The 16,117-nt window shown below is 56.2% G+C and carries 16 protein-coding genes; 10 read left to right on the plus strand and 6 right to left on the minus strand.

Annotated elements, in window-relative coordinates; genetic code table 11:
* Positions 1-51 precede the first annotated feature (51 nt).
* The 7 genes from DFR30_RS01560 to ggt all read left to right on the plus strand — a co-directional run bounded on the left by DFR30_RS01560 (position 52) and on the right by ggt (position 6,808).
* Positions 52-1,419 carry a M16 family metallopeptidase gene (locus DFR30_RS01560; protein ID WP_132970995.1) on the plus strand — a complete coding sequence of 456 codons (1,368 nt, stop codon included), beginning with the start codon at positions 52-54 and terminating at the stop codon, positions 1,417-1,419.
* 25 nt (positions 1,420-1,444) lie between these two features.
* Complete coding sequence (locus DFR30_RS01565) at positions 1,445-2,773, plus strand: M16 family metallopeptidase (protein ID WP_132970996.1); 1,329 nt, start codon at positions 1,445-1,447, stop codon at positions 2,771-2,773.
* Positions 2,774-2,918: 145 nt separating this feature from the next.
* On the plus strand, positions 2,919-3,569 hold the full coding sequence (locus DFR30_RS01570) for a lamin tail domain-containing protein (RefSeq protein ID WP_132970997.1): 651 nt from the start codon (positions 2,919-2,921) through the stop codon (positions 3,567-3,569).
* Between the two features lie 33 nt (positions 3,570-3,602).
* Complete coding sequence (rsmD, locus tag DFR30_RS01575; protein ID WP_243640648.1) at positions 3,603-4,181, plus strand: 16S rRNA (guanine(966)-N(2))-methyltransferase RsmD; 579 nt, start codon at positions 3,603-3,605, stop codon at positions 4,179-4,181.
* 86 nt (positions 4,182-4,267) lie between these two features.
* The gene (gene coaD, locus DFR30_RS01580) at positions 4,268-4,744 is read left to right on the plus strand and encodes a pantetheine-phosphate adenylyltransferase (RefSeq protein ID WP_132970999.1); all 477 of its coding nucleotides are present in this window, start codon (positions 4,268-4,270) and stop codon (positions 4,742-4,744) included.
* A 46-nt stretch (positions 4,745-4,790) separates the two neighbouring features.
* Positions 4,791-5,045 carry a YfhL family 4Fe-4S dicluster ferredoxin gene (locus tag DFR30_RS01585; protein ID WP_132971000.1) on the plus strand — a complete coding sequence of 85 codons (255 nt, stop codon included), beginning with the start codon at positions 4,791-4,793 and terminating at the stop codon, positions 5,043-5,045.
* Between the two features lie 53 nt (positions 5,046-5,098).
* Entirely contained in the window at positions 5,099-6,808 is a 1,710-nt protein-coding gene (ggt, locus tag DFR30_RS01590) for a gamma-glutamyltransferase (RefSeq protein ID WP_424565395.1), read from the plus strand.
* Positions 6,809-6,819: 11 nt separating this feature from the next.
* Here the strand turns inward: ggt and mutM are convergent, their stop codons facing one another.
* From mutM to DFR30_RS01615, 5 genes are read right to left on the minus strand one after another with little or no spacing between them, the layout of a single operon-like run.
* Positions 6,820-7,635 carry a bifunctional DNA-formamidopyrimidine glycosylase/DNA-(apurinic or apyrimidinic site) lyase gene (gene mutM, locus DFR30_RS01595; RefSeq protein WP_132971001.1) on the minus strand — a complete coding sequence of 272 codons (816 nt, stop codon included), beginning with the start codon at positions 7,633-7,635 and terminating at the stop codon, positions 6,820-6,822.
* 41 nt (positions 7,636-7,676) lie between these two features.
* Positions 7,677-8,525, minus strand: coding sequence for a DUF4340 domain-containing protein (locus tag DFR30_RS01600; protein WP_132971002.1), 849 nt, complete (start codon positions 8,523-8,525; stop codon positions 7,677-7,679).
* Positions 8,526-8,538: 13 nt separating this feature from the next.
* Entirely contained in the window at positions 8,539-9,900 is a 1,362-nt protein-coding gene (locus DFR30_RS01605; protein ID WP_132971003.1) for a GldG family protein, read from the minus strand.
* A gap of 4 nt (positions 9,901-9,904) precedes the next feature.
* A complete protein-coding gene (locus tag DFR30_RS01610; protein ID WP_243640649.1) occupies positions 9,905-10,660 on the minus strand; it encodes an ABC transporter permease subunit in 756 nt (251 codons plus the stop codon).
* Positions 10,660-11,631 (minus strand): ABC transporter ATP-binding protein, encoded by a 972-nt coding sequence (locus DFR30_RS01615; RefSeq protein WP_243640650.1) that lies wholly within the window; start codon positions 11,629-11,631, stop codon positions 10,660-10,662. The genes DFR30_RS01610 and DFR30_RS01615 overlap by 1 nt, the downstream gene beginning before the upstream one ends.
* Before the next feature lie 65 nt (positions 11,632-11,696).
* On the opposite strand from DFR30_RS01615, the gene DFR30_RS01620 reads away from it, so the two are divergent.
* The 3 genes from DFR30_RS01620 to DFR30_RS01625 are packed head-to-tail and all read left to right on the plus strand — an operon-like array spanning position 11,697 to position 14,764.
* The gene (locus tag DFR30_RS01620; protein WP_132971005.1) at positions 11,697-12,764 is read left to right on the plus strand and encodes a GGDEF domain-containing protein; all 1,068 of its coding nucleotides are present in this window, start codon (positions 11,697-11,699) and stop codon (positions 12,762-12,764) included.
* A gap of 8 nt (positions 12,765-12,772) precedes the next feature.
* Complete coding sequence (locus DFR30_RS14510; RefSeq protein WP_243640651.1) at positions 12,773-13,144, plus strand: hydantoinase/oxoprolinase N-terminal domain-containing protein; 372 nt, start codon at positions 12,773-12,775, stop codon at positions 13,142-13,144.
* Positions 13,145-14,764: a hydantoinase/oxoprolinase family protein gene (locus DFR30_RS01625; protein ID WP_243640652.1), complete on the plus strand. Its 1,620-nt coding sequence runs from the start codon at positions 13,145-13,147 to the stop codon at positions 14,762-14,764. It begins immediately after the preceding gene.
* Positions 14,765-14,908: 144 nt separating this feature from the next.
* Here DFR30_RS01625 and DFR30_RS01630 read toward each other — a convergent pair whose 3' ends face one another.
* Positions 14,909-16,117, minus strand: a complete 1,209-nt coding sequence (locus DFR30_RS01630) for an EAL and HDOD domain-containing protein (protein ID WP_132971006.1) — start codon at positions 16,115-16,117, stop codon at positions 14,909-14,911.

Consider the following 16,117-nt stretch of genomic DNA (forward strand, 5'->3'; position numbering starts at 1 on the left):
GTATCCTATCATTCCCCCTCATTTACGGATAGGACGAAAAAGGAGTCAAAGATGCGAGGATTACTCGCGCTCGTTCTCGGTCTGGGCATCAGCCTGGCCCAGGCCGCCCCGGCGGTGCATGAATACATGCTCGACAACGGTCTCAAGCTGATCGTGAAAGAGGATCACCGGGCACCGGTTATGGTGTCGCAGGTGTGGTACAAGGTGGGTTCCAGCTATGAACATGACGGGATCACCGGAGTATCGCACGTGCTGGAGCATATGATGTTCAAGGGTACAAAGGCGCACCCGGCCGGTGAATTCTCACGCATTATTTCGGAAAATGGCGGGCGTGAGAATGCGTTTACCAGCCAGGATTACACGGCATACTTCCAGACCATGGAGAAAAGCCGGCTGAAAACCAGTTTTGAGCTGGAGGCCGATCGCATGCGCAATCTGACATTGCCCGAGGAAGAGTTTCTCAAGGAAGTTCGGGTGGTGATGGAAGAGCGTCGTATGCGCACCGAGGATAATCCTCAATCACTGACCTGGGAACAGTTCAACGCGACGGCCTATGTCAGCAGCCCCTACCGTATCCCGGTGATCGGCTGGATGGATGATCTTGAATCAATGCAAATTGATGACCTGCGTGACTGGTACCGGCAATGGTATGCGCCCAACAATGCAACCGTGGTTGTCGCAGGCGATGTCAACCCGGATGCAGTACTGGAACTGGCGCGCCGTTATTTCGGGCCGCTGAAGCCGAGTGATATCAAGCCTGTCAAACCACGCAGGGAAATTGAGCAGCTGGGTATCAAACGCCTGCAGGTAAAGGCACCGGCCGAGTTGCCCTATCTTATGATGGGATACAAGGCGCCGGTGGTGCTGACGGCTGACAAGTCAATGGAGTGGGAGCCTTATGCACTGGAAGTGCTGGCAGGTGTACTGGACGGTGGGAGTGGAGCGCGGCTGGCCAGTGAGCTGGTGCGTGGCAAATCCATTGCCGCCAGTGCCAGTGCCAGTTATGACGCTCACGACCGCTTGCAGAGTCTGTTCCTGCTGTCCGGAACACCTTCGCGCGGGCATTCGGCCAGAGAGCTGGAGACAGCGTTGCGCGAGCAACTGCAGAAGCTCAAGGAAGAACCCGTCGGGAAACAGGAGCTGGACCGGGTCAAGGCACAGATCCGTGCACAGAAGGTCTACGAGCAGGATTCGATTTTCTACCAGGCCATGCAGATAGGCATACTGGAAACGGTGGGTCTGGGCTGGCGTGAAGCCGGGCACTATCACAGGCAGATTCAGGCCGTCACCCCGGAACAGGTGATGGCAGTAGCGAAAAAGTACCTGATCGATGATCACCTGACGGTCGCCGAGCTGGTACCCCAGCCCATCGATCCCGATCACCCGCCACGCCGCGGAGGGAGTGGCCATGTACGCTAGACCGCGATCTCTACAAGGAAGCGTTATGCAGAAGCTCTTAACAGTTGCGCTTGCAACGATACTCACTGCCTTGACAAGTGCCGCACAGGCACTCCCCGATATAAAAAGCTGGCACACAAGCAGGGGCGCGAAAGTACTGTTTGTCGCTGCGCCTGAATTGCCTATGGTAGACGTGCGGCTGGTATTTGATGCCGGAAGTTCACGTGATGGCAAGCAGCCGGGGGTTGCGAAACTGACCAGTGCGTTGCTGGACCAGGGCGCAGGTGGATTGAGCGCTGATGAGATCGCACGCGGTCTCGAGCAACGTGGCGCGGAACTGGGAGGGGGCTCGATGCGCGATATGGCGTGGGTATCATTGCGCAGCCTGGTCGATCCCGGCTTACTTGAGCCTTCACTGGAGTTGTTTGGCAAGGTACTGGCAAAGCCGGATTTCCCTGCGGAAGATTTCGCCCGCCAGCAGAAGCAGATGTTGATCGGTCTGCAATACGAGAAACAGAAGCCGGCGGCGATTGCCAAAAAAAACTTCTATAGAAAATTATATGGTGAGCACCCCTATGCAAGCCATCCTGCAGGTACGGAAGACAGCGTGAAAGCGCTGGATGTGGTGGATCTGCAGGCCTTCTACAAACACTACTATGTTGCACGCAATGCGACGGTTGTTATTGTTGGCTCGCTCGATGAATCGCAGGCACGCAAGATTGCAGCGCGACTTGCAGACAGCCTGCCGGAAGGGAGCAAACCGCCACCGTTACCCCCGGTGACGGAGCCCGTCAAAGGCAGTGAGGTGTTAATCGAGCACCCGTCCAGCCAGAGTCACGTGTTGATGGGGCAGCCGGGGTTGCGCCGAAAGGACCCGGACTATTTTCCGTTGTATGTCGGTAATCACATTCTTGGCGGTAGTGGCCTGGTGTCACGTATCAGCGAAGAGATTCGTGAAAAACGCGGTCTTGCGTACAGTGCCTACAGCTATTTTATCCCGATGAAGAAGAAGGGTCCGTATCAGCTGGGCTTTCAGACACGTAATGACCAGCGCGAGGAAGCATTGCAGGTATTACGTGATACCTTGTCCGGTTTTATCGCGTCGGGGCCGACCGGCAAGGAACTTGCGGCAGCAAAGAGCAATATTGTCAGTGGTTTCCCGCTGCGTGTCGCCAGCAATAGCAAGATCTCTGAATATCTCGCCGTGATAGGGTTTTACGACCTGCCGCTGAATTATCTGAATACCTTTACCGCACATGTCGAGGCAGTCACGGTCGAGCAGATTCTCGATGCCTGGAAACGGCGTATTCACCCGGAGAAAATGGTAACGGTCATTGTCGGTGGCCGTCCCGAGGCGGCCAGGCCCTCACAGTAGGCCAGGGATTACGAGATTGTAACGGAATCCCTGACGACAGATTAAGCCGTCTTGCAATGAAATGCCTCTCGCGAGCCACTAATCTGGCGACTCTCTGGCTTTAAGCCGCCAGTATTCATAATTCTTTCATTCTCAGGAGGAGAATATGGAAAAGCACAAGGGATGTGCGGTCGCCTTACCGGTAGTTCTTTGGATGGGTTTCGTAATGCCGGCAAATGCGGCATTGGTAATATCGGAGATCTTCTACGATGCCAGTGGGCCGGATGCGGGTAATGTCTTTGTAGAACTGTTCGGCTCACCGGGTGAGAGTCTGGATGGCCTGGTGCTGGAAGGTGTCAACGGTAGCAATGGTTCGGTCTATCAGAGCATCAACCTGGCTGGCCTGGTACCCTCCGATGGTGTTTTCGTGATTGGCGATGATAACGGCGGTACGACGTCTGTCGCCAATGCGGATTTTATAGCCGCTGCTGATTTCCAGAATGGTCCTGACTCGGTCGTATTACGCAATGGCGATACCGTGCTGGATGCTGTTGGATACGGTATTTTCTCGGCTACAGATTTTTTTGCCGGAGAGGGTGCGTCTGCACCTGATCCTGCTGCAGGCTTCAGTATTGCGCGGCTGGCACTGGCGCTGGACAGCAATGATAATAGCGTTGATTTTTCGGTGTTTGAATTTCCTACTCCCGGTATTGTGGCTTCAGTTGCCGCTGTGCCGACCCCCCCTGCCCTGTTACTGTTTTCGTCCGGATTGATCGGGCTGGCGCGTCTGGCGCGTGGTACTCGTAAAAGCAGTTGACCGGGCAAGCCGTGCTGCGCAACCATGCGCGGCATGGCAAGTTCTGCAAACCAGGTTAGAATCATTGCCGGCCGCTGGCGCGGTCGCAAACTGACGTTTCCTGACGCAGAAGGATTGAGGCCCTCGTCTGACCGTGTTCGTGAAACCCTGTTTAACTGGTTGTCAGGGCTGGCACCGGGCGCTTGTTGCCTGGATATGTTTGCAGGCAGTGGCGCGTTAGGTTTCGAGGCAGCTTCAAGAGGTGCGGACTGTGTTGTTTTGCTTGAGCGAAATCCTGCAGTTGCAGAAGCGTTACAGGCGAGTCGTGATCAACTTGATGGAGTCAACATCGAGGTTCACTGCACTGATGCCTTACGCTGGGTTCAAAGTTGTAACGCCTCGTTCGATCTGGTGTTTCTCGATCCGCCTTTTTCCGATAGCCGGTTATTGGCGAACAGTGTGGCTGCTCTGGTGGCCGGTCACTGCGTAAAACCGGGAGCGCGTATCTACCTGGAGTTACCGAAACAGACACAGTTACCCGCTCTCCCCGAAGACTGGATACAGGAAAAAGCGAAGGTGGCCGGGGATGTGGGGTACTACCTGTACCGTCGAAAGCATGATGCCCGTGATTAAAATCAATCGGCGGTGGTTGTGTGCAGGTTCGGTTATGCGTAGATTGCCGGGACGGATTCATTGACAGCTGCCGCCACAGGATCAATATGCAAATAGCCGTTTATCCCGGAACGTTTGACCCGATCACCAATGGCCACAGCGACCTGATTGAACGTGCAGCTCGCCGCTTCGGTCGTGTGATCGTCGCCATCCACGAAAACAGTGGCAAGTTGCCGGCGCTCGACTGGGAGGAGCGCATCACGCTGGCGCGCTCGGTGCTCAAGGAGCACGACAACGTGATTGTCGAGGGGTTCAGTGGTTTGCTGGTGGAATTTGTTCGTGAACAGGGTGCAGGCGTGATCCTGCGCGGGCTGCGTGCTGTCTCGGATTTCGAGTATGAGTTCCAGCTGGCCAGCATGAACCGGCAGCTGGCGCCGGAGATCGAGACCCTGTTCATGACGCCGGACGAGCACTATGCCTATGTTTCGTCGAGTCTTGTGCGCGAAATTGCAGCCCTGGGCGGTGACGTTACCCCCTTTGTTCATGCGGAAGTTGTGGCTGCATTGAAGCGGCGATTGGGATAATATTAAATAATCCTTATATTGTGCGCCGTTTTCCCTGGAGGTCACCATGGCTTTGATGATTACTGATGAATGCATCAACTGTGATGTGTGTGAACCTGAATGCCCGAATGGTGCCATCAGCCAGGGTGACGAGATTTACGTGATTGACCCGGCGTTGTGTACCGAGTGTGTCGGACATTACGAGACCTCGCAGTGTGTAGAAGTCTGCCCGGTTGACTGTATTCCGTTCAACCCCGATGTCGAGGAAACCCGTGATGAGCTGATGGAAAAGTACCGTCGCCTGACCGGGGAAACGGCCTGATGGCAGTAACGTTGGTCAAGAAGTTCCGCAGGCTCCTTGATGGAGCCTTTTTTATGCCTGCTACTGACATTCCGGCTAAAAGCCGGCGCATATGGCCCTGTGCACTGGTTGGATTGCTCCTGCCGATGGCGGCGCTGGCTGTAGATGGACAAGCGCCGCCACGCCCGGACAGCCAGGCGATAGCCTCGGCGCACCCGCTTGCAACGCAGGCGGGTATGCAGATCCTGGAAGCCGGCGGTAACGCTTTCGATGCGGCCGTGGCAGTAACAGCGGCACTGGCTGTAGTTGAACCCTACAGCTCGGGTATCGGTGGCGGCGGATTCTGGTTGCTGCACCGGGCCAGTGACGGCAAACAGGTGATGCTGGACGGGCGTGAGCAGGCACCACAGGCGGCGCACCGTGATCTGTACCTGGACAAGCAGGATAATGTCGTACCGGGGCTGTCGATGGATGGCGCGCTGGCGGCCGGTATCCCCGGTGAGCCGGCGGCACTTGTACGACTGGCCAAAGATTACGGCCGATTACCGTTGAAGCAAACGCTGGCGCCGGCGATACGCCTTGCGCAGGACGGATTTCCGGTGGATAGCCATTACCGGGCCATGGCGCGCTTCCGTGTTGAGGCTCTGCGCAAGTCCCCCGCTGCTGCAGGACGCTTTCTCGAAAATGGTGAGGTGCCTGCCGAGGGTGTCCTGATTCGACAGCCCGGACTGGCGGAGACCCTGCGTGCACTGGTTGACCGTGGCAGAGCGGGTTTTTACACGGGCAAGGTTGCGGAGCGTCTGGTCGAGGGTGTCCGCAAGGCGGGTGGTATCTGGACGCTGGATGATCTGGCGCAGTACCGCGTTATCGAGCGCGAACCGGTCAGCTTTCAGTACCAGGGCCGGCGTATTGTTTCTGCCGCACTACCGTCTTCCGGCGGCGTCGGGCTGGCGACCATGCTGAATATTCTGGCCACTTATCCCCTTGAACAGACAGAACCTGCACAACGCATTCACCTTGTGGTTGAAGCCATGCGACGTGCCTATCGTGATCGAGCCCAATACCTTGGCGACCCCGATTTTGTCGAGGCCCCGGTGCCGCTGCTGATGGACATGCGCTATGCCGACGGTCTGCGCGCTTCGATTCATCCGCAACGTGCAACCCCAAGCCGGCTGTTACCCGGTGTGGCGAGTCTTTCGAAGGGAACTGATACCACGCATTTCTCCGTGCTGGATCGTGAAGGTAATCGGGTTGCCGCCACCTTGAGTATCAATTACCCGTTCGGGGCAGCCTTTGTTGTGCCGGGCACCGGTGTGCTGTTGAACGATGAAATGGATGACTTCTCCGCCAAGCCGGGTGTCCCCAATGCCTACGGGCTGGTGGGCGCAGAGGCCAATGCCATTGCTCCCGGCAAACGGCCGCTGTCGAGTATGACGCCGACGTTTGTCGAGTCGGAACAGGGTGTGGCCATACTGGGTACGCCGGGTGGCAGTCGTATTATCACCATGCTGTTGCTCGCCATTCTGGATATGCATGGCGGTCACGGTCCGGCTTCCTGGGTTGCGCTGCCGCGTTACCACCATCAGTACCTGCCGGATGTTATTCAGTTTGAGCCGGGCGCATTATCTCCCCGCATACAACAGACACTAAAGGAACAGGGGCATCTGCTGAAACCGCTGGATTCGACCTGGGGTAATATGCAGGCAGTGTATTTCGACTACGCCAGCGGCAAGGTGGAGGCGGCTTCCGACCCGCGCGGCGGCGGGCTCGCCAGTGTACGCTAGGATTTTCCTGCCTAATGCTGGCAGCGCGGGCAATAAAACGTTGATCGCTGACTGCTGCGGGTTTCGCGTATGGGCGTACCGCAACGCGGGCAAGGGTCGGATGTTCTGCCGTATACATCCAGCGATTGCTGGAAATACCCCGGCTTTCCCTCACTGTTGAGGAAGTCCCTCAGCGTCGTTCCTCCCTGGAGAATGGCTGCGCGTAGAACAGCCTGTATTGCATCGGCCAGCAAAACATGACGCGCCCGGCTGATACGCCCCGCTGCGCGAAGCGGATGAATGCCTGCCATAAACAGGGCTTCATTGGCATAGATATTACCTACGCCCGCAACCGTGTGACTGTCCATAATAAACGACTTGATAGCCAGTTTGCGCCCACGTGATTTGTTAAACAGGTAATCGCCGTTGAAGTCATCGGCGAGTGGTTCAGGTCCCAGTGAGGTCAGTAACGGGTGGCGGTCAATCGACTGTTCGCACCACAGCCAGGCACCGAAGCGTCGTGGGTCGGTATAGCGTAGTAACTTGCCATTACCGTAGAGCAGGTCGATATGATCATGTTTGTCCGGGGCCAGGGTGTCGTCAACGATACGGAGACTGCCGGACATGCCAAGGTGAATGATCAGCGTACCCCGTGAAGTTTCGATTAACAGGTATTTTGCGCGTCGTGTTACCCGTCTTATTTGTGCACCGGTAATATTGTGCGCCAGTGTGTCGGGTACCGGCCAGCGTAGCTGTTTCTGACGCACGACAAGGCCGCGCACGCGCTTTCCCGTCAGGTGAGGTTCAATTCCCCGGCACGTGGTTTCAACTTCAGGCAGTTCCGGCATGCTATGTCAGTCTTGATGGAGCATCGTTTTGGCAGGCAGGACTACGGTGGCCCACCCGCCAGGGCAGGTTCAAGCAGGCGCGCTGCAATGTCGCCCATACGGTATTCGATACCAAAAGCCGGCCGGGCAAGTACCAGCTCGGGCTTGCGTGAAGTAATAACCAGTTCGACGGGCTGCTGTTGTTCGGCGAGCCGGATAGTAAGGCGCTCTCCCTGCGGCTGGCTATCAGCCTCCCGTACATTAATGGCGGTTGCCGCCTGCCAGCTATCGATAAACTGCTGCACATCATCACCGGAAATATCGCGAGTTGGTGAAAGTAACCAGCCTGAGTCCCCCTTTTCCAGTGTTAAACCCGGAAGTGTCAGCGACGTGATGTGAGTGTGTTGAGGCAGTATTTTCCGTCGTACAAACTGGGTATAGCCTGCTTCAACCCTGTACAGGTAAAGATCGGGCACCAGCTTGACCTGATCGCCAACCCGCAGGTAACGCTGGTTCTCCAGTGCGTCGATGCCACCAAAGTCGATACGTGTCTGGTTGAGTGTCAGGCTGGCGCGTGGAGGATCCAGCTCGAGCTGACCAAGATTCATATCACTGACCGGGTAACTGCGTGTAACAGTTTGTTCTGCCAGTCGTGTCAGTGCATTCACCTGAAAGGTCTCTGCGGGCAGCCGGGGTTCACGCATAATCCACCAGAATCCGTCTTTGTCCTTTTCCAGCAGCAGCTCATCGCGCAACGGGCGCGTAACGCTGACCCGTTCTATGTCACTGGTATTTAGAGGTATCACCGTCTCCACGTCGGCTTCTTCAATTCCGGGTTCGTAACGTGCGATCAGTATAAGGATCACAATGGTAGTGAAAAGCAGGATGTTGGTCAGCCAGCGTGATTTCATATCGGGTTCCGTTTTAGCGGTTACGGCGTCGCCACCAGATGCCAACACCGGCCGACAGTAGCGCCAAAGGCAGGACAAACAGGAAACCGAAGCCGATAAGCGCCTGTGCAAACTTGCCGAGCTCCAGGTTGACATCACTGGCCGTGCGCGCGGTGATGGCGATGAACCGGTCGTCGTGGTTAAGCCAGTTGAACAGGGCCAGTCCAAGGTCGATATTGCCGGCATTCCCCAGGTAGGTGTTGGAGATAAAATCGCTGTCACAAATAACCCCGGCACGCTGCTGATCAAGCTGATCTTCATCACCTCGTTCACGGGTAAAGATATAGCCGATATCGAGTGGTCCCATGCGCTCGTCACTGTCCTGGTCAAAACGGATGGTTCCACTGATCGGGCCGATTTCAGTCCATGCGCGATCAAGCGTGGTCAACAGGGGTTGTGCTTCCCAGTCCGGCGGTGCTGTTACGTCAATCGCGCAGGCCTGCGGGAATAGCGTGATTCTTCCTTCTATGCCACGTGTAATTTCGTGCATGGGATAATCGGGGATGATGGCGAATGCCGGGTTATCGATACCGAACAGTTGCGTGGTAGGGTCTACCACGGTGCCCGGCAGGAGCTCAATACCGAGTGTTTCCGCGACCGGTTCCAGACCGGCCAGGCCGCCGGGTTCGACCAGCCACAGCAGGTTACCACCTTGTCGGAGATATCGGTTGATGAGCTGTACTTCACCGGACAACAGTGGTGTGCGCGGGTCTGCTATTACCAGCAGGCTGGTGTCGCCGGGTATTGCAGGCGTTTCTGCGAGCATCAGTGTTTCGACATGGATGCCTTTGTCGGAAAGCAGTTTGCCAAACTGTCCGAAGTCGTGGTTGGCCTGTCCGAGCGGGTTGCGTTCACCGTGTCCGGTCAGAAAGACCACCTTGCGTGCACTGGGTCGTGCAATACGCAGCAGGGCATTGGTCAGGCTCTGCTCTGACAGGTCCTGTATCTTGTCGCTGCGGCCGTTGTAGGCAACCAGTAATTCACCATCCAGTGTAATACCCATTTCACGGACACGTTCCGGCTCCGCATCCGGGTTGACAAAGTGCAGTTCAACATCGGGCTTGTGACGCTGATAACGTGCCACAAGATCATGAATATGCTCGCGCAGTTCGGGGTTGTCGCGTGCGAATGCCGTAATATGAACCGGTCCTTCCATTTCCTCGAGTAACTTGCGGCTGTCAACTGACAGGCTGTTGCGGCCGCCGCTGGTCCAGTCGGCCTCGATATTATAGCGTGTGCTCAGCCAGCCAAGCAGTCCGGCCATGGTCAGAAGCCCGACAAGAAAAATCAGGTTCTGTAACTGCAGCTGACGGCGGGATGATCGGGTCACTTTCATGGGGTTATCCGGTCAGGCGTTTCTGATCCAGTCGGCGAATGCCAAGAATCAGGAACACGCTGATTAACAGCAGGTAGTAGACCAGGTCGCGGGTGCTGAAGATGCCCTTCAGGAATGCATTGAAGTGTGTCTTCAGTGACAGGTACTGGAAAAGTCCGGAAATATTCTCGCTGGCGCTGCTGTTCCAGTCAATGATCCATAGCAACATCAACAGGCCCAGTGTACTGATGGCCGCAACGACCGGTTGCTCGGTCAGCGAAGACAAAAACAGCCCAATGGCGGCAAAGGCACTGGAGAGCAGTGCAAGCCCAAGCAGTCCCGACAAAAGTTTGCCGGCATCAAGTGTTGTGCCCGAATACAGCGACAGCGGCATGGCCATGAGCATCAGTAGCAGAATAAAGAAGAACAGGGTGATGCCAAGGAATTTTCCCAGCACGATCTCACGAATCGATACGGGTGCTGACAGTAGTAGTGTCAGCGTACGGTTGCGCTGTTCTTCACTGATGCTGCGCATGGTGATGGCAGGCGAAATCAGCAGCAGCAGGAAGCCAACAGTCTGAAATAATGGCGCTACCACGAGGTCGGTGACCCCTGGCGCGCCCTCGATGCCAGCCAGCCGGGGTTGCCATGTCGACATATAAGTATCCAGTTGTGACAGGAACAGAAAGGCGATCACAAGTTGCAATACCGCGAGTATCGCCCAGGCCAGTGGTGACAGAAACAGGTTTTTCAGTTCTCGTATTGCAATGGTGAGTATCATCAGGCGGCATCCCCTGTTGCCTGAGGGCCATCATGGCAGGTCAGTTCCACGAACACCTGTTCGAGCGTCTGCCGGTCCAGTGCAAGTTCAACCAGTCCCAGGCCATGGTCTGCAATGCTGGCAGCAATACCTCCGGCAGGATTTTCACCCCTGAAGTGCAGTTTTGCGCGACAAGGGCCGAGTCGTTCGCTGCGGTCTGCGCCGGGAAGGTTTTCCAGTATTTCATCTGACAGAGGTTCGCGGGTTTCCAGTACCAGTACGTGGCTGACAAGTTGTTTTTCGATTTCCTGCATGCTTTGCGAGAAGACCAGTCGGCCTTCATTAATAATCTGCACGCGTGTGCAGGTGGCCTGAACCTCCGGCAGAATGTGTGTGGAGAGGATGATGCCATGAGTTTCTCCCAGTTCCCGGATCAGGTTACGGATTTCGCGGATCTGGTTGGGGTCAAGGCCAACTGTCGGCTCGTCAAGAATCACTACAGCCGGATTGTGTAATATGGCCTGGGCAATACCGACACGCTGCTGGTAGCCCTTGGAGAGGTTGCCGATCAGGCGGCGGTTGACTGCCAGCAGACCACAGCGGCGCTTGGCGTGGTTTATGGCCTGGCCGCGTTTTCCCGTGCTGACGCGGTGCAGCCGTGCGCAGTAGTCGAGGTATTCATCCACTGTCAGGTCCCGGTAGACCGGCGGTTGTTCGGGCAGGTAGCCAATATCAGACTTGGCCTGCCTGGGCCGGTCGAGCATATCGATGCCGTTGATCTCTATGCGCCCTTCGCTGGGTGCGAGGTTGCCGGTAATCATCTGCATGGTCGTCGACTTGCCAGCGCCGTTGGGGCCAAGAAAACCCAGCACCTCGCCCGGTGATAACGTAAAGTCGATATGGTCGACCGCCAGCTGGTGTCCGTAGTAACGTGACAGCTGTTCGACGCTAATCAGGATTTTTGAGTCCATGTGCTTTATGATAGGTTCCATAGTGTCATTTCCGCGCCCGAACGGGAGCATAACTTAAACGATTGCGGATTTGGATAGTCCTTTTTATGCCAGCGCGAAAACCGGAAACGCCATTATGTGACCAGTTCGGCTTCGACGTCGACTGGCGTCGTGCGCAGCTGGCGCTTATCGGGCTGCAGGAAGAGTCGCGCGATACAGTCCGCCAGTTGCACCGGTGCGTGTTGACAGATGATGCTTCGCAACGAATCGTCAATGGCTTCTATGAGCAGCTGTTGCACGATTCACGAGCAAAATCCCTGCTGGAAAGTTACGATATTGATCGCCTGAAGTTGACGCAGGTGGCCTATCTCACAGATTTTGGTGTGGACTTCCGGGATGCGGGCTACTTCGAGACACGCGCCCGGGTCGGTATTGCTCATGCCCGCGTGGGACTGCCACTGGCATTGTACCTGTCAGCTTTTGGCGTTATGCAGACACTGATACTGGAGATGCTGACCGAGTGCGTCAGTGATATGGCTGAACACCAGCTGCTCAGCCGCCTGGTACTGAAACTGACCACCCTCGATATAGCCGTTGCCACCGAGGTTTATCACAGGAGCAGCGTTCTGGAGCTGGACCGCTCGGTCAAACACCTGCGGCTCGAACAGAGCCTGCTGCGTACGCAGTTGCAACAGGATGCCCTCACCGGAGTATCCAGCCGTACCAGCCTGCTGGATGCGCTGGAGGCGGCCATCAGCCGTTCTACCAAGACGGGCCAGCCGTTGTGCATCATTATGGCTGATCTGGACCACTTCAAAGCGGTAAACGACCGCTACGGACACATGGTGGGTGACAAGGTGCTGACTGAAGTCGGTGCGCGTATTCGTGCAGCATTGCGCGAGTTTGATCTTGTTGGCCGCTACGGGGGTGAGGAATTTGTTATTGTGCTTGAAAACACCTCCCGCCACACAGCCTTGCAGGTGGCCGAGCGTATTCGCCAGCGTATTGCCGGCCAGCCAATCAAAACCGGAAGCCACCAGCTTGATATTACCATTAGCCAGGGTCTGGCCCTGCGCGTCGAGGGTGATGACTCACAAAGTTTGCTACAGCGCGCCGATGATGCCATGTACAAAGCCAAGCGCGCAGGCCGAAATTGTGTCGCAGAAGCCGATTAGCCGCCTTCATGCTGCTGGGGGTTGATACAGGTGGCACCTTCACTGATTTTGTCTGTTTTGATGGTTGCCGGCTTCGTACCCACAAGGTGTTGTCGACACCCGATGCACCCGAGCGCGCTGTCCTGCAAGGTATTCAGGCACTGGGTCTGCAAGGCGAGACCTTTTACCTCGTTCACGGGTCGACGGTTGCCACCAATGCGGCACTCGAAGGCAAGGGCGTAAGCACCGTATATATCACCAACCGTGGACTTGCCGATGTCCTGACCATCGGTCGACAGGCACGCGATGCACTCTACTGTTTGCAGCCACAACCGCAACCCCCGCCGGTACCGGCAGCGATGTGCCTGGAAACGGGTGGCAGGCTGGGTGCGGATGGCTGAGTGGTTGAATCACTTGATGAAGCGGAATGTGCGGCGCTGGCCCAACGTGTAAGCGAAATGCAGCCTCAGGCTGTTGCGATCAACCTGCTGTTTTCCTGGCTGGACGATCGCTACGAACAGATGATCCGCCGTGCCTTGCCGGATGATCTGTTTGTTGCCTGTTCTGCAGACATTTTGCCGGAGATGCGTGAGTATGAGCGTGGTATGGCAACCTGGCTGAACGCCTGGCTTGGGCCGAAGGTGCAGGGCTACCTGCAGCGTCTGCAGCAAGCCGTGCAGCCTGCTCCGGTCCATGTCATGCAAAGCTCGGGGCTTACAATTCGCGCGGACCACGCTGCACAGCGGGCGGTGAATCTGTTGTTGTCCGGCCCGGCCGGGGGGCTGATGGGTGCGCGGCATGTAGCGGCAAGGCATAACATTACGCGTCTTCTGACCTTTGATATGGGAGGTACGTCGACAGATGTGGCGCTCATTGACGGGCAGATCAGCCTGACCTCGCAAGGGCGGATCGGACCTTACCCGGTCGCGGTGCCAATGGTGGATATGCATACCATCGGTGCAGGTGGGGGGTCGATTGCGCGAGTGGACAGCGGCGGTATGCTGGCCGTTGGGCCCGAGTCATCCGGTGCTGATCCCGGCCCCGCCTGTTATGCACAGGGTGGGCAGCTGGCCACCGTAACTGATGCAAACCTGGTGCTTGGCCGCTTGCGCCCGGGGGTGTTTCTCGGCGGTGATATGTCACTCGATGTTGATGCGGCGCAACAGGTTATTTCAACGCTGGCGCTAAAAATGGGTCTATCAGTACGGGATGCGGCGCAGGGTGTTATCGCACTTGCCAATGAGCACATGGCGCAGGCGTTGCGGGTTATTTCCGTGCAACGCGGTATTGATCCGTGCGGGTTTACACTGACAGCTTTTGGCGGAGCGGGTGGTCTGCACGTCTGTGCCCTGGCCGATGCGCTGGGCATGCGCCAGGCGCTGGTACCGGCTGCCGCGGGTGTACTGTCGGCGTTGGGTATGCTGGTAGCACCGCGTGGCCGCCAGCTATCGCGCACCTTGCGCGGGCGGCTTGATGAACAGGGTGAAGCCGATCTGAAGAGTGTCTTTCGGCGGCTCACCGACCAGGGCCTGTCGGAGTTGGAAGAGGAAGGTGTGCAGGCCGAGCTTGTTGAGATTACCTGTAGTCTTGACCTGCGTTATGTCGGTCAGAGTTATTCACTCAATATCCCGTTCAACACCCTTGATGAAGCTGCCGAGGACTTCCATCGGGCGCACTATCGGCGTTTCGGTCATCGGCTGGATGTGCCTGTTGAAATAGCCAACCTGCGTGTGGCACTGGCGGGTCAGGGGGTGCAACCGGTGTGGCAGGATGTTACTGCTGAAGGCACTGGCAAACCCCTTGAATGCGTCGCTCTGGCTGGCTTTGAACAGACTGTCCCTGTCTGGCGACCGGCCGACCTTGAGGGAAGCCGGGTGTACGAGGGGCCATTACTGGTGGTCGATGATGTCGCTACCGTGCTGGTTGAGCCAGGCTGGGTGCTCAGGAAAGCGGATGATGGCAGTTTATTACTGGCAAAAAAATCCGCAGGGTCTTGCGACGCTGCGGAAAGGACGGGATAGGAAGACAAAGCTCGAAAGTGCAGGGCGAAAGTACTGAGCAGTTAGTACCACCCCCTGAACCGGTCACTCGTCCAACCAGATTTGAGCTTACGTGGTGCTTCACAGACCGTCCTTGATCTGGATCAATGAAAGGGTGTCGTCAGGTTAATCGTTGACCAATGTCTGACAGGTTTCATTGGCCCAGCGCACTGCAGACAGGTAGGCATCGCGGATTTCCGGGGCCTTAAGTACTTCGCAATGAATGTTTTCCCAGTCACCACGCTCATAAGCCAGTACGCAACCCAGTGTTTTGCCATGGTTGCCACGGCGGTGCAGCAGTGCATCCCGGATATGATCAGCGAGCGGTAACTGAGTAAGAATTTCTTCCATGCTGTTGTCCATTAGTGCGTCAAGCGCGGAAAACAATCCAACCGTAAAGTAGGCATCAATATTCGTTTCGTTGCGCGCACGCGCCATATTTTCGGCCATTTTGGCGCGAATCATGGCAATAACGATCAGCTCTGTGGGCTTGTCATCGATCTGTGACATGGCAAGCAGGGTCACCCAGCTGCGAATCGTTTTAAGTCCAAGGATAACAACAGCTTGCTGAATTGATTCGATCTTGCGCGGCAACGCGATGGCGGCGGAGTTTACATAGCGCAGGATTTTGAAACTGAAGGTGATATCCCGGGCGATAAGGTTTTCAAGTTCTTCCGGTGTAATGTCAGGGTTCTGCAACCGGCTCATAAGCTCTAGTATGGCCAGCCGGTTATTGGGAAGACGCTGGCTACGTATGATTTTCGGTTGAGCGAAGAAGTAGCCCTGAAAATAATCGAAGCCCAGCGCCATGCAGAAATCAAACTCATCGCGGGTTTCCACTTTTTCCGCAAGCAGGCGTAGCGGATATTTTCGTAGCTGGGTGACATGTGCGCGAATCTCATCCTGGTCAAGTGCCATGATGTCTATCTTGATGATATCCGCCAGCTCAACCAGAGGTTGTAGCGATTCGTGGTAGATAAAATCATCAAGGGCAATGCTGTACCCCTGCTGTCTTAGCCGGGTCACACCGGCCACCACATCCTCGTCGGCCTCGATGTCTTCCAGTAATTCCAGTACAACCCGGTCTTTGGGTAATGAGATGGTGGTTTCGCCAACAAAAAAGGCGCGGGTCAGATTGATGAACGCAAGCCTGTCACCGACGATATTGTCCAGTCCGATTTCCATAAAGGTGTTAACAATGACGTCTGAAGATGCCTTGTCGCCATCGGTAATATCGGCAACGTTTTGCTGTGCCGAACGAAACAGCAGTTCATAGGCATAGACACCCTGCTGGCGGTCATAAATAGGCTGCCGGCCGATAAAAATTTCACTCAT

The sequence above is a fragment of the Thiogranum longum genome (assembly GCF_004339085.1).
Classification (GTDB): Bacteria; Pseudomonadota; Gammaproteobacteria; order DSM-19610; family DSM-19610; genus Thiogranum; species Thiogranum longum.